The sequence below is a fragment of the Paenibacillus glycanilyticus genome, assembly GCF_030161375.1.
Lineage (GTDB): Bacteria > Bacillota > Bacilli > Paenibacillales > Paenibacillaceae > Pristimantibacillus > Pristimantibacillus glycanilyticus_B.
In genome coordinates this window covers 36434-56221 of the sequence record NZ_BSSQ01000028.1, presented here as the reverse complement: position 1 = coordinate 56221, position 19788 = coordinate 36434, and the positions used below count along the sequence as shown (strand labels likewise).

The 19788-nt window shown below is 49.6% G+C and carries 19 protein-coding genes and 1 pseudogene; 10 read left to right on the top strand and 10 right to left on the bottom strand.

Annotated features, from left to right (window positions below; genetic code table 11):
- Positions 1–31: 31 nt before the first annotated feature.
- The 3 genes from kduD to kduI are packed head-to-tail and all read right to left on the bottom strand — an operon-like array spanning position 32 to position 2388.
- A complete protein-coding gene (kduD, locus tag QQK89_RS27865) occupies positions 32–781 on the bottom strand; it encodes a 2-dehydro-3-deoxy-D-gluconate 5-dehydrogenase KduD (RefSeq protein WP_284242032.1) in 750 nt (249 codons plus the stop codon).
- Between the two features lie 3 nt (positions 782–784).
- The gene (locus tag QQK89_RS27860) at positions 785–1552 is read right to left on the bottom strand and encodes a DeoR/GlpR family DNA-binding transcription regulator (RefSeq protein ID WP_284242031.1); all 768 of its coding nucleotides are present in this window, start codon (positions 1550–1552) and stop codon (positions 785–787) included.
- 2 nt (positions 1553–1554) lie between these two features.
- Positions 1555–2388 carry a 5-dehydro-4-deoxy-D-glucuronate isomerase gene (gene kduI / locus QQK89_RS27855; RefSeq protein ID WP_284242030.1) on the bottom strand — a complete coding sequence of 278 codons (834 nt, stop codon included), beginning with the start codon at positions 2386–2388 and terminating at the stop codon, positions 1555–1557.
- 194 nt (positions 2389–2582) lie between these two features.
- On the opposite strand from kduI, the gene QQK89_RS27850 reads away from it, so the two are divergent.
- The gene (locus QQK89_RS27850) at positions 2583–3140 is read left to right on the top strand and encodes a GNAT family N-acetyltransferase (protein WP_349816757.1); all 558 of its coding nucleotides are present in this window, start codon (positions 2583–2585) and stop codon (positions 3138–3140) included.
- Between the two features lie 38 nt (positions 3141–3178).
- On the opposite strand, the gene QQK89_RS27845 is transcribed toward QQK89_RS27850, so the two are convergent.
- Positions 3179–4747: an FMN-binding glutamate synthase family protein gene (locus tag QQK89_RS27845; RefSeq protein ID WP_284242029.1), complete on the bottom strand. Its 1569-nt coding sequence runs from the start codon at positions 4745–4747 to the stop codon at positions 3179–3181.
- 363 nt (positions 4748–5110) lie between these two features.
- Here QQK89_RS27845 and gmd point away from each other — a divergent pair, with 363 nt between their 5' ends.
- The 5 genes and pseudogenes from gmd (at position 5111) to QQK89_RS27820 (ending at position 9014) form a co-directional block, all read left to right on the top strand.
- Positions 5111–6226 carry a GDP-mannose 4,6-dehydratase gene (gene gmd, locus QQK89_RS27840; RefSeq protein WP_284242028.1) on the top strand — a complete coding sequence of 372 codons (1116 nt, stop codon included), beginning with the start codon at positions 5111–5113 and terminating at the stop codon, positions 6224–6226.
- 184 nt (positions 6227–6410) lie between these two features.
- Complete coding sequence (locus QQK89_RS27835; protein WP_284242027.1) at positions 6411–7376, top strand: ABC transporter substrate-binding protein; 966 nt, start codon at positions 6411–6413, stop codon at positions 7374–7376.
- A gap of 134 nt (positions 7377–7510) precedes the next feature.
- A pseudogene (locus QQK89_RS27830) lies at positions 7511–7768 on the top strand (IS1595 family transposase); the annotation flags it as partial.
- A gap of 94 nt (positions 7769–7862) precedes the next feature.
- Entirely contained in the window at positions 7863–8396 is a 534-nt protein-coding gene (locus tag QQK89_RS27825) for a GNAT family N-acetyltransferase (RefSeq protein ID WP_284242026.1), read from the top strand.
- Between the two features lie 66 nt (positions 8397–8462).
- Positions 8463–9014, top strand: coding sequence for a hypothetical protein (locus QQK89_RS27820; protein WP_284242025.1), 552 nt, complete (start codon positions 8463–8465; stop codon positions 9012–9014).
- A 60-nt stretch (positions 9015–9074) separates the two neighbouring features.
- Here QQK89_RS27820 and QQK89_RS27815 read toward each other — a convergent pair whose 3' ends face one another.
- Both QQK89_RS27815 and QQK89_RS27810 read right to left on the bottom strand, forming a co-directional pair.
- Positions 9075–10193, bottom strand: a complete 1119-nt coding sequence (locus QQK89_RS27815; protein WP_284242024.1) for a DegT/DnrJ/EryC1/StrS family aminotransferase — start codon at positions 10191–10193, stop codon at positions 9075–9077.
- A gap of 26 nt (positions 10194–10219) precedes the next feature.
- Complete coding sequence (locus QQK89_RS27810) at positions 10220–10873, bottom strand: acetyltransferase (protein WP_284242023.1); 654 nt, start codon at positions 10871–10873, stop codon at positions 10220–10222.
- Between the two features lie 190 nt (positions 10874–11063).
- On the opposite strand from QQK89_RS27810, the gene QQK89_RS27805 reads away from it, so the two are divergent.
- Positions 11064–12974: a DUF4214 domain-containing protein gene (locus QQK89_RS27805; protein WP_284242022.1), complete on the top strand. Its 1911-nt coding sequence runs from the start codon at positions 11064–11066 to the stop codon at positions 12972–12974.
- Between the two features lie 2 nt (positions 12975–12976).
- On the opposite strand, the gene QQK89_RS27800 is transcribed toward QQK89_RS27805, so the two are convergent.
- From QQK89_RS27800 to QQK89_RS27790, 3 genes are read right to left on the bottom strand one after another with little or no spacing between them, the layout of a single operon-like run.
- Entirely contained in the window at positions 12977–14149 is a 1173-nt protein-coding gene (locus tag QQK89_RS27800) for a glycosyltransferase family 4 protein (RefSeq protein ID WP_284242021.1), read from the bottom strand.
- 30 nt (positions 14150–14179) lie between these two features.
- The gene (locus QQK89_RS27795; RefSeq protein ID WP_284242020.1) at positions 14180–15277 is read right to left on the bottom strand and encodes a glycosyltransferase family 61 protein; all 1098 of its coding nucleotides are present in this window, start codon (positions 15275–15277) and stop codon (positions 14180–14182) included.
- Between the two features lie 2 nt (positions 15278–15279).
- On the bottom strand, positions 15280–15963 hold the full coding sequence (locus tag QQK89_RS27790) for a class I SAM-dependent methyltransferase (RefSeq protein WP_284242019.1): 684 nt from the start codon (positions 15961–15963) through the stop codon (positions 15280–15282).
- A gap of 462 nt (positions 15964–16425) precedes the next feature.
- On the opposite strand from QQK89_RS27790, the gene QQK89_RS27785 reads away from it, so the two are divergent.
- Genes QQK89_RS27785 through QQK89_RS27775 form a run of 3 tightly spaced genes read left to right on the top strand, consistent with a single transcriptional unit; the run spans position 16426 to position 19091 of the window.
- A complete protein-coding gene (locus QQK89_RS27785; protein ID WP_284242018.1) occupies positions 16426–17364 on the top strand; it encodes a glycosyltransferase family 2 protein in 939 nt (312 codons plus the stop codon).
- Positions 17333–18100, top strand: a complete 768-nt coding sequence (locus QQK89_RS27780; RefSeq protein ID WP_284242017.1) for a glycosyltransferase family 2 protein — start codon at positions 17333–17335, stop codon at positions 18098–18100. The genes QQK89_RS27785 and QQK89_RS27780 overlap by 32 nt, the downstream gene beginning before the upstream one ends.
- Entirely contained in the window at positions 18078–19091 is a 1014-nt protein-coding gene (locus QQK89_RS27775) for a GT-D fold domain-containing protein (protein WP_284242016.1), read from the top strand. The genes QQK89_RS27780 and QQK89_RS27775 overlap by 23 nt, the downstream gene beginning before the upstream one ends.
- Positions 19092–19150: 59 nt before the next feature.
- Here the strand turns inward: QQK89_RS27775 and QQK89_RS27770 are convergent, their stop codons facing one another.
- Positions 19151–19720, bottom strand: a complete 570-nt coding sequence (locus QQK89_RS27770) for a hypothetical protein (RefSeq protein WP_284242015.1) — start codon at positions 19718–19720, stop codon at positions 19151–19153.
- Between the last annotated feature and the right edge of the window lie 68 nt (positions 19721–19788).

The window sequence follows — 19788 nt, the reverse complement described above, 5'->3', positions numbered from 1 at the left end:
GCGTGGAGCGGTTTCTTGTTTGTATAAGATATTATCGGCCCATCCATCCGCCGTCTACGTTGAGCACATGGCCGCTTAAGTAGTCGGAGGCGCCTGAAGCAAGGAAGACGACGGGACCTTTCAGATCATCCGGCGTTCCCCAACGGCCCGCTGGAATCCGTTCGGTAATGGCGTTCGTACGGGCTTCGTCCTTCAGAATCGGAGCCGTATTGTTCGTTGTCATGTAGCCTGGAGCAATCGCGTTAACTTGTACGCCGCGGCCTGCCCATTCATTGGCAAGCGCTTTTGTTATGCCGGCAACCGCATGTTTGCTCGCTGTATAACCTGGCACATTAATACCGCCTTGGTAGCTAAGCATGGAGGCGATGTTTATGATTTTGCCGCTGCCGCGCTCCAGCATATGGCGGCCAGCCAGCTGGCTGAAGAAAAAGACGGAGTTTAAGTTAAGATCAATGACATCATACCAGTCTTGAGCGGAATGATCCGCAGCCGGCGTACGGCGGATAATGCCTGCATTGTTAACGAGTATATCCACCGAGCCAAACAATCCGCGGGCCTGGTTGAATACGTCTTCAAGTATGGACGCGTTGCTGAGATCTGCGGAAATTTCTTCCGCTTGTCCGCCAAGCTCGCGAATCTTGGCAACGGTTGCGTTGCTGTTCGAAGAGGAGATGGCTACGACCGACGCGCCGGCTTCTGCAAGTCCAATGGCCATTGCTTGGCCAAGACCGCCGGAGGTGCCTGTTACGACTGCGGTTTTGCCTGTTAAGTCAAATAACATTGATTAATTCATCCTTTCATAGACCGATAGATTGGCGCCAATCTCTGCGTATTGCCTGACCGTGTCCGCTGGTATCCCGGAGTCGGTTATGATTGTGCTGATTTCAGTAAAGTCCGCAAAAGTAAACAATGCGCCTTGGCCGAATTTATGATGATCAACCACCACATAGGAGCTTTGCGCCGAAGCGAGCAGTGCTCGCTTGAATGCGATCAAATCCCCGGTGTAGATCGTAAAGCCAAAGTCCGCATGTACGCCTGTTGCGGAGAGGAACGCTTTTTTTATGTTCAGTTTTCTGATGTAGGCTTCGGCTTCAGCGCCAGCCAGCATATTTCGGACGCGGTAACCGCCGGGTACAACAAGCTGAATCTCATCCTTGCGGGAAAGTTCGGCGATGATATGCACATCGTTGGTTACTACGGTAAGCGGCTGATTGCGAAGTTTTTTGGCGATCTCAAGCGTTGTACTGCCGCCATCCAAGGCGATGATGTCTCCTGACTCGATAAACGTAAGCGCCAGCTCCGCAATCTCCGCTTTCTCCGGGGCATGCCGTACGAGAGGCTCTTGCTGGGACAAAATACCGAACTGGCCCGTTTGGGCAAGGACTGCTCCCCCGTGAATGCGGAGGAGCAGTCCTTTTTCTTCAAGCCGCGCCAAGTCTTCGCGAATGGTTTTCCCCGTTACGTCCAGACGCTCGCTTAACTCTTGAACGGTCACTTCGCGGCTAGCCAGCAAAGCTTCCATAATTAATTCATGCCTGCGCACAACATTCATGGTTATCTCAGATCTTGAGGCGCGACCGCGTCCATATCTTCAAAGATTTGGTTCTCGCCAGCCATACCCCAGATGAAGGTATATGCGCTTGTTCCTACGCCGCTGTGGATCGACCAGCTCGGCGAGAGGATAGCCTGCTCATTGCGCACGACCAAATGACGCGTTTCCTGCGGCTCGCCCATGAAGTGGAAGACATTGCCGTCTACCGGCATATCGAAATAGAGGTAAACTTCCGAGCGGCGGTTATGCGTATGGCAAGGCATTGTATTCCAGTTGCTTCCAGGCTTCAGCATCGTGAGTCCCATTACAAGCTGGCAGCTTTGGATGCCGCCTGTATGAATGTAGCGGTAAATAGTGCGTTCGTTGTTTGTATTAAGAGCTCCCAGATGGTTAGGGGAAGCTTCGCTGATCGACGCTTTGACCGTCGGGTAGTTTTTGTGAGCGGGCGTCGAGTTCAAATAGAACTTAGCCGGATTAGCAGAGTCCGCGCTTGCGAATACAACTTCCTCCGCGCCAAGGCCGATGTAGAGGCAATCTTTGTTCTCCAGATCGTATACGGTGCCGTCTACGGTAACGGTGCCTCGTGCGCCAATGTTAATAATGCCGATCTCGCGGCGTTCCAGGAAGGTTGCGGCACCGATTGTTTTGGTGTCGGCTTCCAGCTTGACAGGCCCGCTAACCGGTACGGCGCCGCCGATGATGAAGCGGTCGACATGCGAATAAGTAAGCGTCAATTGATCTTGAACGAACAGCGTTTCAAGCAGAAATTCTTGGCGAAGACGTGTAGTGTCAAATGCTTTTACTTCTTGCGGATGCGATGCGTAACGGATTTCCATCGGGATTAACCTCCATAAGTTCAAATAATTTGGTTTAAATAAGTTCATTTAAGTTTGTATATGTTCATTTTAAAGTGGCTATTGTGGATTTGCAACCCTTATTTTAAATGGGAAAGTTTATTTATAAGGAAATAAGGTACTGAAGCGGGAAGGAAAGGTTGGTATATTAAGGAAAGAAAAGGAAGGAGGCGATCATGATGAGCGAAATTCGAATCGAGTGCCCGGCTGTTTATTTGCGGGAGTATACAATAGATGACTTGGAAAGCCTTCACGCTTTGACATGGCAGCCGGAAATATATGAATTTCTCCCGGGCTGGAATGTATCCAGAGAGCAGAGGGAAGAGTGGTTTGTCCATTATGAGCTGGAAGAGAATGCAAGGTTCATCCAGGCTGTAGCCGAGGGCGGACACGTGGGAGATTTGAGGCTTCGATTAGGGATTATCGAGAAAACAAGCGATGAATTTATAGGTTGGTGTTGTACGGGGATCAAGGATGAGTTACCGGAACCGGAGCGGGAGATTATGTACGCCATATCTAATAAGCACCGGAACAAAGGTTACGTCACGCAAGCCGTGAAAGGAATGATGGAGTATATGTTTCAATATACGAAGATCGAAAGTTTAGTTGCGCTCGCCCATATACGGAATTTGGCGTCCGCGCGCGTGATCGAGAAATCCGGCTTTACTTATAAGAAAAAGCTGAAGCTCGAGGAAGAGAACTTTCTGTATTACAAAATAGAAAAAATCCGTTAGACAAACGTCTAACGGATTTTTTTATGCCGAATCATTTCTCATACGGTATCTGGATACGGATAGAGATCAACAACACGGTCGGTATGACCGTTATCGGTCATAAATACGGCATGCTCGCGGCGGAATTCGCGCGGACTGTTAAGGCCGCATGCCGCTGCCAGGGAGAATAAGCCTTCCCGCATTTGGAGGATGTAATTCATGACACGCCACTGTTTCTCTTCGGGCGCGAGCGCCTCTTGATACTTGTCGTCAGTTGTTGTAACCCCAGCCGGGCATTTGCCGGTATGGCACTGAAGCGCCATAATACAGCCGTTTGCCATCATAAAGCCGCGTGCCGAGTTAACCGCATCGGCTCCAAGCGCCAGCGCTATGGCGACTTTATCTGGGGTGATGAGCTTGCCGGAAGCGAAGATTTTGAACTTCTCCCGGATTCCGAACTTTCGAGCCGCATCATCAAGGATTAGCAGAGCAGCGAATAAGGGGAGTCCCATGCCGTCCGCCATCGCTTTAAAGGTAGCGCCGGAGCCGCCTTCCGAACCGTCAACGGTTATGAAATCCGGATAAACATCCATATCGATCATCGCTTGGAAAAAAGGTTCAAGCCGCTTCGGATCGCCAACAACGATCTTGACGCCAATCGGCTTGCCGCCTTCCTGCTGCAAGGTACGGATAAAGTCCAGCGCTTGAACGGGGCTCGTCAGAAATTCGAAACGGTTTGGCGAGTTGACCGTTTTTCCGACAGGCACCAGTCTTGCGGCTGCTACCTTTTCATTAACTTTGGAGCCTTCTAGATGACCGCCGCGAATTTTCGCGCCTTGATGAAATTTGAGCTCGAAAGCTTTAATGTTGGAATGGCTGGCTTTGCGCTTAAAGGCTTCAATGGAAAAGTTCCCTGCTCCATCCCGGAAGCCAAACAGGCCGGGGCCAATCTGGGAGACGACATCAACGCCGGTTGCCAAATGCACGTCGGCAACGCCGCCTTCGCCGGTATTAATCCAGGAACCGCCTGCCATAAACGCACCGCTGCCGGTTGATTGAATGTAATTTTCGCCAACGGCGCCAAAGGAAGTGGCAGATGCGCCAAATAATCCTTTCAGCTTCCAGGGTTGCTCGCGGTCCCCGCCTACAATGAGGGCGTCATCATCATGCAGCAGCCATGGTCGAACGTCTTCGCTGATAAATTTTTCTGAACGCGTAAATATCCCTTCACCGGTAATGACGTATTTTTTGCCGGGCAACATGGCGTGATTATCAATCTTTAATTCGCTCGTTAATTTCGGGAACATGGCATTGGACAAATAGAAACCAGGCTTCTCATAGTCCCGGCGGCCTCCGAAGGAGATCAAGTCGGTCCGGTATTTCGCCGCATACACAACGCCAACAAAGTCTGCCCGCGAGAACGGTTTGCCTTCCGTATCGTTATCGAACCAATATTGCCTGAACTCAGGACCAAGCTTCTCAAGCAGGTAACGAAGCCATCCGAGGAACGGATGCGATCGGATAATGGAATGTTTCGGTTTCTTCGACAGGGCATACATATAGCTGAAGAAAATGAGCGGCGGAAGCAAAATTATTGCGATTAATATTAGCAAAACGGAAAGAAGCATAAGCAGGTAAACCTCCCGGGTGAACATTGAATTGGTTACCATTATATCACAGTCCGCTGACCGATTGCCTCTTGCGGCTTAAGCGCTTGTACCAATCCCGGTTGTACAATCTCGGCGAATGTCCCGCCCGCATATACTGAATACGTATATTGACGCTAAAGGGGACGATGCAATGAACAGACGGACAGCGCTACTAATATCCCTGGTTTTGTACGCGGCATTGGCAATAGTACTTATCTTAAGTGCTGTATTTCATTTTGGCTAAAATGGTTCTTTGTCCGATGCCGAGCCAGTTTGTCCTGTCATACCTTATTAGAGATAACCGGGACTAACCGGCTCAATACGACATTGACGGAGGGAACCATGAACAAGGTCGCCTTCATTACAGGGATTACGGGGCAGGACGGCATGTACCTGGCAGAGCTGCTGCTTGCCAAAGGGTATACCGTGCACGGCCTAAGACGGCGCAGCTCGCTGGCTAATACCGGACGGATCGACCGGATTGCGAGCGAAGCGAATACAACGGGACAGAAGCTTATTCTCCATTACGGCGATTTGACGGATTCCACCAATCTGGTTCGACTCGTCCAGCAGATCCAGCCGGACGAGATTTATAATCTGGCTGCCATGAGCCATGTTCACGTCAGCTTTGATTCTCCGGAGTATACGGCAAATGCGGACGGGATCGGTACATTAAGACTGCTTGAAGCGATCCGGATTCTTGGGTTGACGGAGAAGACCCGGATCTATCAGGCGTCTACTTCTGAGCTGTATGGCCTTGTGCAGGCTGTTCCGCAAAGCGAAACGACACCTTTTTATCCCCGCAGCCCTTATGCGGTGGCGAAGCTGTACGGCTACTGGATTACGGTGAACTACCGGGAAGCTTACAATATGTATGCTTGCAACGGGATCTTGTTCAACCATGAAAGTCCGGTTCGCGGCGAAACATTCGTGACGAGAAAAATTACGCGTGCCGTTGCGCGGATTGCTTTTGGACTGCAGGACGTATTGCCGCTCGGCAACCTGTCGGCCAAACGAGACTGGGGGCACGCGCGTGACTATGTCGATGCGATGTACCGGATTCTTCAGCAGGAGGTTGCGGAAGATTACGTGATCGCGACGGGCGAAACGACGGAAGTAAGAGAGTTTGTTCGTCTTGCTTTTGCGGAAGCGGGAATTGAAGTAGCCTTCGAAGGCGAAGGGGCAGAGGAATACGGCTACGTCGTATCCTGTAACCATCCAGATTATCAATTGCCGGCGGGCACAACCGTGGTGAAGGTGGATCCGCGTTTCTATCGGCCTTCCGAAGTTGAACTCTTGATTGGGGATGCCACTAAAGCACGGACCAAGCTTGGCTGGCAGCCGGTAAGCAGTCTTCAGGATCTTGTCAGCGAGATGGTGGCAGGAGATCTGGCTGAAGCGCGGCGGGTTGTTGACTTGCGCAAGCTTGGATATGACGTAAGTTTGGATATGGAATAACAGGGTGTGGCAATGGCATGCACAGTAGCGGAAGCTGTCTCGTAGAGGCAGCTTTTTGTTTTGGAAGAGAGTACCCGTTTATTTGTACATTCCCTATTGCCTGATTAGTAGACTTTCACTATAATCTCATTATGATAATGATTATCATTATTGAATACATAAACAGGGAGAACGGGAGAGAGACATGAAAAAGCTATTATTCGCTATTTTATTTTTGACTTTATTTGTTGCGGCATGCGGGAATGCCAACACATCTTCGAGTGCGGGAGAAGCGGGCAATGCGCCGGCACCAAGCGAATCAGCGGCTGCACAGCAGGAGGGCGCTACTAAAATCTATAAAGATTACAAAGGCAATGAAGTGGAAGTCCCAACGAATCCTCAGAAAATTGTTTATGTAGGCAGTAATCCGGGCGATCTGCTCGCGCTTGGAGTAACGCCTGCGGGAGCAACGCTTAGCGTCATCGCAAGTCAAGTTGCGTATCCGGATCTGATTGAAGGTATCACGGACGTGGGATATCCGTATTCTTCCGAGAAAATACTTGCCTTGCAGCCTGACCTGATCATTTTTGACGACTGGGATGAAGAAGGATTGGCGGCTTTGAGCAAGATTGCTCCAACGGTAGTCATTGGACTGGATGGAACTTTCCTGACCAAAGAGCGGGTAAGCCATCTGGCGGATTTGCTCGGCAAGACAAAAGAGTATGACGAATGGTTTGCGAAATACGAGGAGAAAGTGCAAGCGACCAAAACAAAATTAGGGATTAAAGAGGGCGATACGGCGACTTCTCTGCTGCTGCTTGGTCCCGACATGTACATCATGGGGAATAAGGGACTCAATACGACTTTGTTTAGTCAATTAGGTTTTACTCCTGCCAAAGGCGTAGATAAACTCGTGAGCGACAATGAAAGATTTATTGACGTATCGGATGAAGTATTGCCTGATTACATGGGCTCGTACGTGTTTCTGTTGACGGACAGTAGCAAAGAGACTTCCGCCAGACAAACGACGTTGACCAATAGCGGATTGTGGAAGTCCATTCCTGCCGTGAAAGAAAATCATGTGTATACGCTGGATAGCAAATTCAACTATGATGATCCGATTACGCTCGACCGTTTGCTCGACGAGATTGTCTCGATTATGAAACCTTAATCGGCAAGTATGCGTAATTAGAGCTGTCTCAGCGGAGGCAGCTTTTTTAAGTTTGGCTATGTTAAACCTCAATGTTGATATTTTGAATTATGCGAACGTTTGTTCTATAGTAAAGGTAACATCAAGCTTGGAGTTACCGCTGTAAATCTTGCCTTCAAACTTTTAATGACCTGACTAATGCATTGAAGCAGATCCCAACCGAAGCGTTCCAAGGCATCGTCGAAATGGACGAGACTTACTTCCTATACTCCGAAAAGGTCAGAAGGAACATCACTGAACGCAAGCCGCGTAAACGCGGCGGAAAAGCCAAATACCAGGGCGTCAGCAACGACCAAGTATGTGTGCTGGCTGCCCGCGATCGTCAGAAAATGACTTTCTCTGGCGCTATCGGAAAGTTTTGCACAAAGATCATTGCCAATTTTTTCTTAATGGATATAATGGGGACATATGTTCTTGTGTGATGAAGAGAGAAATGGAGTGAAAGATATGGCCAATCAACAACCTTTAATTCAGATACGTATTGAGTCTTGGGCAGATGAAGATGCCAACATGGAATTACTACGTCGTACATATGACCCGGAAATGACAAAGCACTTAGGGGGACCAGAAACCGAGGAGCAGCTCATTGCACGCCATAAGCGATATCTGAAGGTCAACAAAGCGGGGACTGGACGTATGTGCAGCATTGTGTTGCTCCCGAGTCTCGAAGTGGTTGGCGGCATCGGATATTGGGAAACACTCCACCACGGTGAGACCGTGTATGAAATGGGTTGGAGTGTATTACCACCGTTTCAAGGAAAAGGCATAGCCGTTGCGGCGATCGCAGCAGCTATATCCAGTGCCAAGTCGGAGCAGAAGCATAGGTTTGTTTACGCATTCCCATCCGTCGACAATCTTGCGTCAAACGCAATTTGCAAGAAGAATAACTTCTCGATTATCGGTGAGTGTGAATTCGAGTACCCGAAAGGGAGTTTTATGCGGTGCAACGAATGGCGTCTGGACTTAGAAACGACAATGTGAGATAGAGCAGCATTATCGTCTATGTCTTAAGTTTAAGTTGACCACAGCATAAAGGAGTCCTTCCGGATGCCCAATCGAATAATCCCGTTTTCTCTTCGTTTCAAAATGTTTTTCGTCGGGAATTACCAATTCACACAGGTTTTTCTCATCTTTTTTATCGTGTTTAGCACGATATCATTGCTTTCGTTTCGCAGCGAATGGAAAATGCAGCTGATTTTTGGAATTTTAGCTTTGCTTTTTCTCCTCTTTCTTGTGAATTCCTGGATCAAAGCTTACCGCCAGATTAGAGTTCTTAAAAATAGTAAGCTCGGTCGTGCAAGATATGTCAGCAGTGAACCAACGATGTTTAGAGTAGGATATACGAACATCAAACGACATACCTATTCCTATTATGGGGATGACAACAACCTGTATAAAGCGTATATGGATTCTACCGATTCGGAGCCGCCGCTGATGGTTGATCTTGTATACGATAGTGATGAACAGAACAGTGCTGTTATTCTAAGCGGATTGCCGGGCAATCCAACCCTGCAAGAGGGCGGTCATTTATCTCCAGTCAAATACATAGGGAGCTTGCTTATCTATCTCGTATTTATCTATTTATTTTTTATTCAATAACGAAAGCCCGTCTGCTAATCCTATAAGGAGCAGACGGGCTTTTTAACTTTATTTCAAACCTTACAATCCGCGGACTATAGCTTTAATCCGGTCGCAAATATGCTTGATATCCTGCTCGGTTAGACCGCCGTAAGTAGGGACGTTAAAGCCTTGCGCGGTAATGCGATTGGCAACGGGAAACTGCTCATCCGGCTGGAATCCGGCATAGGGTGGAAGCACGTGCATCGGATAGAAGAATGGCCGCGTTTCGATCCCGTCATCCTTCAACAACGCCATTACTTCGTTGCGTTTGGCTTCGTCCGCTCCATTGAGCACTACGCTATACATCCAGTAGACGTTGTTCGCCCAAGGCATCTCGACCGGCAGCGTAAGAGAAGGCTCATCTTTCAAATTCTCGCGATAGAGTCCGGCCACTCTCTTCCGTTCGCTAATATGCCAATCCACGTTTTCCAGCTGGGCACAGCCCACTGCGGCTTGCAGATTCGTTAGCCGGTAGTTGTATCCGATAACGGGGAACCAATATTTGCGTACAGGATCTATGCCTTGGCCGCGTAGGGTACGCATCGTGTTGGCCAACTGCTCGTCATCGGTCGTAATCATGCCGCCTTCACCGGTCGTAATGATCTTGTTGCCGAACAGGCTGAAGGTGGCGATATCGCCTAGCGAACCGGTCCGTTTCCCTTTGTACTGCGCGCCAAGCGCTTCAGCGGCATCTTCCAGTACAAATAATCCGTGTTTCTTCGCGATCGCCGCAATGGCATCCATATCGGCCGGGTGACCGTATAGATGAACCGGGATTATGCCTTTCGTGCGAGGCGTAATCAACTCTTCGATTTTGTCCGGGTCCAGATTCCAGGTTTCCGGTTCGCAATCCACGAAGACGGGTTTTGCTCCGCAATACACGACTGCATTAGCCGTAGCGATAAAGGTGACGGTCGGAACAATCACCTCATCGCCTGGCCCCACGCCAAAAGCCATCAAAGCCAGATGCAAGGCGGTAGTGCCGTTGCTGCAGGAGATGGCATATTTGGTACCGCAATAAGCGGCGAATTGTTCTTCAAACGCGTTAATATATTTTCCGGCCGAGGAGATCCAAGTAGAGTCGATGCAATCCATGACGTATTTCTTTTCGTTTCCGTTAAATACGGGTACGGCAACCGGATAAAATTTGTTGTCCACGTATGATGCCTCCCTCCGAGTTACCTTTATTTCTGAAGTAATGTCCGTTTGACAACAGCAGGTACGCCAACGGCGAGCGAATAGGAAGGAATGGGCCGAATGACGGCTGCTCCTGCTCCAATCATGCATCCCTCTCCAATGTGCATGCCGTCAATGACCGATACGCCTGTTCCAAGGAATGATTCATCGCCAACGGTGACGTTGCCGGATAAATGGCAGCCCGGCGCAATGTGGCAGGCAGTGCCGATATTTCCGTCATGGTCAACGGTAGCTCCCGTATTAATGATGCTGTATGACCCGATCCGGGTATCCGGCTGTATAATGCTTCCCGGCATAACCGCTACTCCTTGGCAGAGTGTGACGCCGGTAGCCAAATAAGCGCGTGGACTTACGGCATTGATCAGCTCGAACCCGAGAGCTTCCGCTTGCTTGCAAAGAGCGTGTCGCCGGGCATTGTTGCCAATCGCAACAAAAGCATGACGGACTCCTTGGGCGAGCAGCTCCGGAAGCAGCTCGTCACCGCCCAAAACCCGTAGTCCAAGCACGTTGGCATTTGGATCATGACCGATACAACCGACTAGTTCGACATGCGGATCATGCAGCAAAATATCAACAATGACTTTGGCGTGACCGCCGGCACCAATGATTACCGTCTTGTTCGGCAAGGCATGATGAAACAACACAATCGACTCCTTTTTGCATATTCCATCATATTCAAGCTCATCTAAAAGGTCTCAAATCCTTCTAGACAGGCGTCTATTTCAGCAAATATGGTTGAAATCCCCAGAGGGCTAGGGCGTCTGCCGTTGCTTTTTCAAACCGTGACAATACTCTATCTACAGAGGAATAGTGATGGGAGGCCAGGCATCAATGAAGCGGAAGAAGAAACGCAAGTCGGTCAAACGCACCTTGCGGAGCCGAACTACACGAAGTAAACGCCGCAAGAATGGCAAACCGAAGAAATTATCCGGGAAAAAGGGCCGGAAACGTCTCCGCGGTAAAAAATCTAGAGGTCGAAAGAAAAAGCGGGAATCAGCTCCGGAACTTCCCGTATCAGACGCCCTTACCATACCTCCGGGGGATATCGCCCGGTTAAGAGCCAATAACACAAGAATCAGGGGAAGTCTGGCAGAAGGGGGCCGGATGATCGACTGGCTCCATTTTATTTTCAAGTTGGATAACGAAGACTTTTTATGGGAGCTTTACCGCCAATTGCTGCAAAGAGAGCCCGATCCCTTCGGATTCTACGATTTCAAAGGAAAACTGGATACGGGCGCGATGAGCAGAGCCCAAGCTGTGGCATCCATTCTGCAAAGCGGAGAAGCAGAGCTGGTCTTCACGAGGAAACCTTCCGGAGACCGGAATACTTCGGCGTATATCCTTCAATCGCTTTACCCTGCGCATACGCTTGATTATATCCACGGTATTTATGTTCAATTGTTGGGACGCGAACCGGATGAGTCAAACGTCAATCACGATGTGATGGCCGTACATTACGGAGTATCCAAATCAGGGCTGGTGGCACGTCTCATCATGTCGGAGGAAGCGCAAAACTTGCTGCGAGCAGCCAATCCGCCGGCGCCGATTATAAGAGCAACGGGAGGGGCGAGAGGTTCAGGTAACGTAAATATCGGGATTTTCTTATGCTTTGGAGCCCAAATCTCGATGGACGGCGAAGGAATCGGCCGGTTTATCGTCCGGTTGTCCGAAGGGTTGTTAAGTCTGCCGAATGGCTATAATCTGCATGTTGCGACGACTAACGCCAATCTCAAAGAGACCGAAACGATATTTGCTCCTCTGAAAGCAGCTAATCAGACGCGCTTGCATATTTACCATTCTGACAGCATGCAGACAATTAACAGGAGCATACCGGCAGATATATGGATCGTCCCTTATATCGGCATGGGGCTGGCGCAATACTTGCATCGTCCGTATATCGTCTGTCTGCATGACCTTGTCTATATGCATTTTCCGGATTTGTACGCAAAGGACATGGACCATTTCCAGTACATTCATTCTTTGGCGGCAAACATTACAAGGAACGCAGCCATCGTTGTATTTGACTCGGAATTTATCCGAAATCACGAAGGCCTTACTTTCCTTAACCTGCCGGTGCATCAGACCGAAGTGGTCCGGTTTGCGGCGCCTCATGAAGAATACTCCACATTTGGTTACAAACCGGAACTGGAATTCCGACGCAAATTCAATTTGTACGGACCCTACATCACGTTCCCGTCGGTTATCCGGCTTCATAAGAACCATGAGCGCCTGATTGATGCTTTCAACCGTTTCCGGCTTAGCGATCTGGGCAGAGCATCCGGGCTCAAACTCGTGTTTACGGATGACCTAATTAATCGGCCAAGGCAGCAGGAAATTACAGCTGCGTTAAATGCGATTGAGGATCCGAATATTCGAGCTTCCATTATATTTATGGGCCGGATCCCGTCTACCGATTTGCCGTCTCTATACAAATATGCCGACGGAGTCGTCGTGCCTACCCTGTTCGAAGGCAGTTGTCCGTTCCCGATTGTGGAGTCGCTGCTGATGGATACGCCCGTGTCCTATGGCCGGCTGCCAATCGTGCAAGAGGTTATTCCGGATATGAGCAATTTTGCGACGTTTGATCCTTATAATCCGGAGGAAATGGCCGGTTCGATCAGCAGGCTTTATTTGCAAGGGAAGTCGGTCGTTCCCGTGCAGAAGGCCGCTGCAAGCGGACTTCTGCAGAGGAGCTGGGCGGACGTGGCTCTCGATTACGCGACCATTATCGGGAAGATATAAGCCTAATAAAGAATCTTTCCGTAATAGCGCCAGAAGGTAAGGCGGAATACTTCAATATACTGTTTGGCAATGTCGTCCCAGGTTTGCGTTTCGTCATGAATGCCATGCAAAGCAGATAATTTGTACGTGTCGTAGTCATCAAACAAATTATCCAAAGCTTTGGCAATGGAATCCGGGTTATGAGGGTCAAACCAGGCAATCTTGGCGCTGTGTCTGGAGAGATGCTCCCGCATAACCGGAATATCCGAACAGAGCACCGGCGTGCCTAACCGCAGCGCTTCTTCAACCGGATAGCTGCCGCCCCCTTCCGAGAGACTTGGCATAATGAGTGCTTTGGCGTTTTTGATAAGAGCGGGAATATCATGATCGCCAACGAATCCTAGCGGATACACTTGCCGGTCCAGCAGAAGTCCGGTACGTTTCATTGTAGATACAAGCGTTGGAATCCAGTTGACTTCCGAAGTGCTGTCAGGGAACGGAATACGCAATTTGTCGGTTAGATACCCGGTTAACAGTAACGGGTATTTTCTTTTGTACTTGGACTTTGCAAAGCCCATCAGCAGATTGTTATGGTTTTTATGCGGAGAAGTATTGGACGGATAAATGATATAGTCGGATGGAATTCGGGCTCCAAGCTCAGGCGATACTTTTCGGTTATATACTTTGGCAATTGGCGTTATGGCATGAGGGATGACAAAAGCTTGCTCGGAACGGTTGCCGAAATGGGCGATCAGCCTGTTTTTCACATGTTGGGAAGAGACAACGACGGAAGACGTATGGTCGATCCATTTCTTCGACAGCCGCCAGTGGAACGACAATTCATCGCCTTTCATAAACGGCGGTACAAAGTCGAAGATGGTCGTGTCATGGAACGTACAAACGGTAGGACGGTCAATAGCTTGGTACTGCTCGGTATGCGGCCAGAAAAAGTAAACCACGTTCATATTCGCGAGCAAATGGCTGCTTGTTGGATGGTTAATCGGATTGTTGCTATAGCAGATTTCAATATTTCCGGTTTTTTGCAGCTCCACGTAATTTCTAAGCTGCGAATTTGGTGCCACGACTAGTCTGACCCGCTCTACGCCCGGCTGGCGGGCGATGGCGGAGGTCAGATTGTACAGCAGTCTCATTCCCCCACCAATAGAGAACTGATTAGACCAAATCAGGATATTCATGCCTTATCCTCCTGTTTATATAAGATCCGATTAAGCATCGATACCGTTTAACCGCAAATAGTGATCCAGCTTGCCGATATCAACAATGATGTTGTCTGCGCCAACATGTGCTTTCGGTTCGACCTGGCATAAGAGCTCGTAATAATCTAGACCTGCGTGACAGCATAACTTCCAGAAGTAATTGTCTACGAAGGAGACGGGGGCCAGCTCGATAAGGGATGCTCCCGGATCGCAGAAGGCAACGTTGATGCTGCCGCTCCCGAATGGGGCTACAATGATCTTTGCCGAAGCGAACACTTCAATTTTGTCCTCCGTGGACATAGGGGTAAGCACGATTTTCCGGAATCCTCTTAGCTTTAAATAACGCAACACTTCATCTTCGTTAGCGACGTAGCGGGCCGTTGCATCCTCCCGCGTAATATAAATCCTCTCATAACCTTGCCGTTTGCGAATCTTTCTGTTGTTCTTAAGCTGGTCAGCCATATAATGCGAAGCCCATGGCGGACATTTGCCGATCATAAGCGGAACGGCGGATACAACCAGCTTGTCGGCTTGCAGGTGAAAGTCCGGCTTATCCACTTGAATGACTTTGTTCATCGGTATGCCCAGCAGCTTCAAGGATTCGTATTGAAACGGAAGGTTCAGCTTGGGCAGCACATATTTATCTATCGCGATTCCGCTTTCCTTCAGAAGGTGAATGCGGGGCAGGATGTCGAAGAACCAGTGTCCAAATACGGTATGAGTGCCGTGGCTAGCCGGTATAGGGAAATTCCATCCCCAGAATAAGGAGGCTACCGTGCCGGCAACCCAATCGGGCTCCGAAAGGACCAATTTCTCGTACCCGGGATCAAATAATTCCAGATCGGCAAGTCGTTTGTTATCCGGCGTTACGACGTACATGTGGCTGGTCATCAGCCGTCCACCAGGAATCGTTGCGACAAAAGCTTCATCATATGCGCAATCAGCCACCCATCGGTGGGGATCGACGCTTCGCGGAGCTGGCAATTGAATCGTTTCGGCGGGATAGATCACTTTGTAGAGATCTTCCCTCGCGCTAGAGGGATAGGTTTGAACCCAATCTCTCGTCTTCTTATAGCTGTCAGTGGGTATCGTATATTTCAGTTTCATAATCAGCCTCTTGCGTATCGGAGTATGAGCTTCTCTTGGCCTGCGAGAACATTCTGAAATTCATCGCTTACGCCTTTCGGGAACAACACGCCCAAGCCATTTGAATGATGAAACCTCATGTGCGGATGGATCGCGCTAAGCTGATCCCACAAGAGGTGTACGCCAAAGTCCAACACTTTCACAGCCGTATCGTGAAAAAGAACGACTCCTTTAGGCGCTAACTTTGGCAGCCAGCTTGCGTAATCGTGCAAGACAGCTTCATAAGCGTGATAACCGTCGATGTGCAGAATATCAATGGATTCCTTGGGAAACAGGGGCAGCGCTTCATCAAAGGTATGTCGAAGCAAAGTTCCGACGGCTGGGAATTCTCTCTTTTTGACGGAACTTACTGCCTGGTAGATCCCGTCGTTAATCGTGCCGTACATGCCGGTATGAGGATCGCCTTGCCAAGTATCAACGGCATAACAGGACGTCGATAGTCCCTCGTCTTTAATCGCCTGACAGAAGCTGAAGAATGAAGTCCCGTATAAGGTGCCTAGCTCAACTATGACTTTTGGCTTCGCGAACCGAACCAAATCGTAGGCGAAGCGGCGATGGCCAGACCATGCTCCTTCGGTCATCATTCCTGCCGGCATCTCTGGCGCGTGGTCAACTGCGAATACTGGCCTATAAAACTTCCAATCCATATGTCAACTCCCCATCTATCGTTATAGAAGCACAAGAATTGAGATATTTTATGTTCGTCTGCTATGAGAGGTCAGGGACAAACGTGCAGGAGAAATACACATTTATAAAGCACATGGCCGTACATAAGCCGTTGCGAACCTATTGTCCGTACATACAATGTGAGAGGCAATCGTAATAGATCGTCATCTGTCATAGAAAGACATTAAACGGATATTGAGGTGTACGAAATGAGGAGCCTCGCCAGAAAAAGAAAAAACGCCAATTCTATTAAACTGGCGTCTAATCGGCAACGGCGGCGGTTGCCCGCGAGCGTTGGCCAGTCCCGGACGATCTCCCGCAAGCCGCGTAGGGGAGGGACGGCCACTAACTCCAAGCCAAGGTCTAACTCTAGCTCAAGTTCTAAATCGAAACCCTCCATGCTCGCTTGGCGACTCGGAAGAAAAGCGGGCGAGCAAGTTCAGGTGGCTGAAGGAGCCGATGTTCGGCAGCTCGTTCAGGACCTTTGGGTGAATGAGAGCAGCTTAAGCAGATTGACTAACGCCGCAAATTATAAAACGGCAATGAAAGCATTTATAGATGGTTTCGCTTCTGTTCACCCGGAAGAGATACATTCTGATTGGGTGCTGTTGCCGGTCAATAAGAAGGTTGCGGCAGTCGTAATGGCCATGAATGAAGAGCAGTCCATTAGTTCCGCTTTACGGGAGCTGGAGCGAATGCCCCTGAACGAAATGATAGTAGTGGTGAACGGCTCCACGGATGCGAGCCTGACGCTGGCAAGAACGAGCGGTAAAGCGATTGTGCTGAACTATAACGAAGCTTTGGGGCATGATGTCGGGAGGGCAATCGGAGCAAAAATAACGACATCCGACATCGTCCTGTTCGTGGATGCCGATATACCCGTAGCCGCCGAACAGCTGGTTCCTTTTGTACGGGCGGCAAGCCGCGGAGTAGACGTCGTGCTTAATGATTTATCCCGGTATGTAGGGAAGTTCGCGGATTGGGATGAAGTGACGATTATGAAATATTTTCTGAATCGCTCTAATCGCCGCGAAGACCTGTCTGTCAATTCCATGACCGCCGTGCCGCATGCGCTCACCCGCAAGGCAATTGAAGCCATTGGCTCAGCCAATTTGGCGGTTCCGCCCAAAGCCCAAGCCATCGCCATGCAACGAGGTTTGAAGATCGGCATTGGCGGCAGCGTTAACGTGTTTACGAAAAATCGGCACCGGACAGACAATGTCGGGCTGAGCAATCCCATCTCCAAGCTCATTATGGGAGATCATCTGGAAGCGCTGGGGTGGTCGATGAAGGAGGAGAACCCTCGCCTTAAATATATCGATCATCTGCGCAGAAGGGATCGTGTGAAGGATGCTAACCAGCATTATCATCCCCACTTATAACGCTCTCCCTATGCTGAGAGATACGATTGGTTCCATTCGGAAGCACACGAAGGAAAGCTATGAGCTCATTGTCATAGACAACGGCTCAACGGACGGCACGCTGGACTATTTGAAGCAACAACGTATTATTACAATTTCTCTGCCAGCGAATACCGGATTTCCGGCGGCATGCAACTGGGGCCTTCGATTGGCAAGAGGAGAACGGCTGCTTCTGCTTAATAATGATGTGCTGGTGACGTCGGAGTGGCTTAGCCGATTGCATCGGGCTTATGAGGCTGATCCTTGGATGGGAATAGTGGGTCCGATGACCAACTATGCAAGCGGCAGACAGCAGATTGCAATGTCCGGGCGATACGATGAGTTTGCGGCGCAATTAAGGGTGACGCAAGACGGGAAGATGGAGAAGGTCAATCGCATTATCGGCTTCTGTATGCTGTTCTCCCGCGCATTGCTCCAGAAGATCGGCATGCTTGATGAACAATTCTCGCCCGGGCATTTCGAAGATGACGACTATTGTTACCGCGCCTGGCGCGCAGGATATAAAGTCATGATTGCCAAAGACGTGTTTATCTATCATCATGGCAGTGCTTCCTTTGGCAGTTATGCCAAAGAAGACCTGGAGCCCATTCTTGCCCGAAACAGGGAGTTGTTCATACAGAAATGGGGCATTGATCCTATCCAACTAGCTGGAGAAGACAACAAGGGGGAACGTCATGAACATTCGGGCGCCTCGTAAGAAGACAAAAGGCAAAAAACAACGTAAGCGGAAGAGAACGGTATACCGGAAACGCCAAGTAGTCAAAAAGGCACCGCAGCTCCCGGTTGATGCAATACCGGCTATTGCGGATACGGCAATGGATTACGAACGCGTTCAGCCTGAATCCCATCCGCAGGAAAATTTTCAGGCCGGGTACGATAAAGGATATCAGGATGGGAAGTATGCCGGCGGAGAGCAAATGATCGACGAACTGCTTCCCCCCCATATGATATTTCCCGATCTTTCGCTGAAGCAGATTATCGCTACAGGGGTAAGCATGTACCATGAACACGCTGTTTCTCTATTGATTGCGGAGCAAGTCAGAGATCATATCCTTCATGCCCTGGATGAGCGCAAGCCTTTATCCATCGTCCGGCTAGGGGATGGGGAGCTTCTTACATTAGCTCAAGAAACCGTTATGCCGGTTGACGTCGTCAGACGGGAAGGCAAGTTTCTGGAGTATGCCGGCGTAAAGGTGCCGGATCTGGATATTCGTAACCGTCTGGCAGAGGCGGTTGCAAAGGCGGACATAGTAGGCATTCCGAGGACCAGAATGCCGAATTACCAGCTGCTCGTCTCGCCAGTATTCCGTGCGTACGGCATCTCGTTCCAGGAACGGCAATGGACGGACTCTCTTATTAATTACAGCTTATGTCAATCGGGTTGCCTCCTGCCGGTCCTGCGGAATCGGAAAGTTCTACTCATCGGCAACATGGCTGAGCCGCTAGCTGCAGTTCTTGCGCAGCATGGGATTTCGCTAGCCGGAATGGTAGCTCCCGTTAACGGCGCTCGCGATGCAGACAGGGTAATTATGATTGCCCGTCAATATGATTTTGACATTGCCCTTGTCTCCGCTGGAATTGCCGCCGTTATCATTACGGAAGAGCTTGCCCGCGCAACCGGGAAGGTCGCGGTCGATTTCGGCCATATGGCAAACGCGCTTGTTAAGGGAGATGCTGTAATCCATTAACCTATGTAAGAGGAACAGCCTTTCCGCGGATGCGAAAAGGCTGTTGGGGCTGTTCAGACTTAGACGCCGATCGAAGCAGCAAGCGAAGAAAATTGAACGTCAGCAGTTGCGCCAGTAATGGCGATCGAGATCGAGTTAACCGAAACTTCAAGCGTATACTCGTGTGCTCCTACTGTAAGCGTGTCGAAATATGTGATTGGAATCACGACTTCGAGATCAAGTACAGCAGCAAGTGCAATCGTTGCGAAAGTTGTGCTAGTAACCGAAGCCACTACAAGACCATCGCGAAGCAAATCTACTGTGATAGTCGGGTTAAGCAATACGCCGATAATTGTACCGGAAATCGATACATCAACTACACCGTCAATTTTGACTTTATTGGCTGCCGCCGAAGTAATGGTAACTGGAGTCGCGAGAACCTCAACCGGCGGAATTACGGTTCCGATGATCCCGATTGGACCAAGAGGGAATAGTCCTCCGTTAGCTCCAAATACCGCAGCTCCTGGACCAGCGGGGCCAGTCAAGCCAGTTAACCCGGTTGGACCTGTGGGACCCGTAGGACCTGTAGCACCCGTAAGGCCAGTTGCGCCTGTCAGACCGGTAAGACCTGTCAAACCTGTTTCTCCCATATCTAATCCTCTCCTTTCAAGTGATATAACACATCATATGTTCAGAGATTCATAGAGAAGACGGTAAT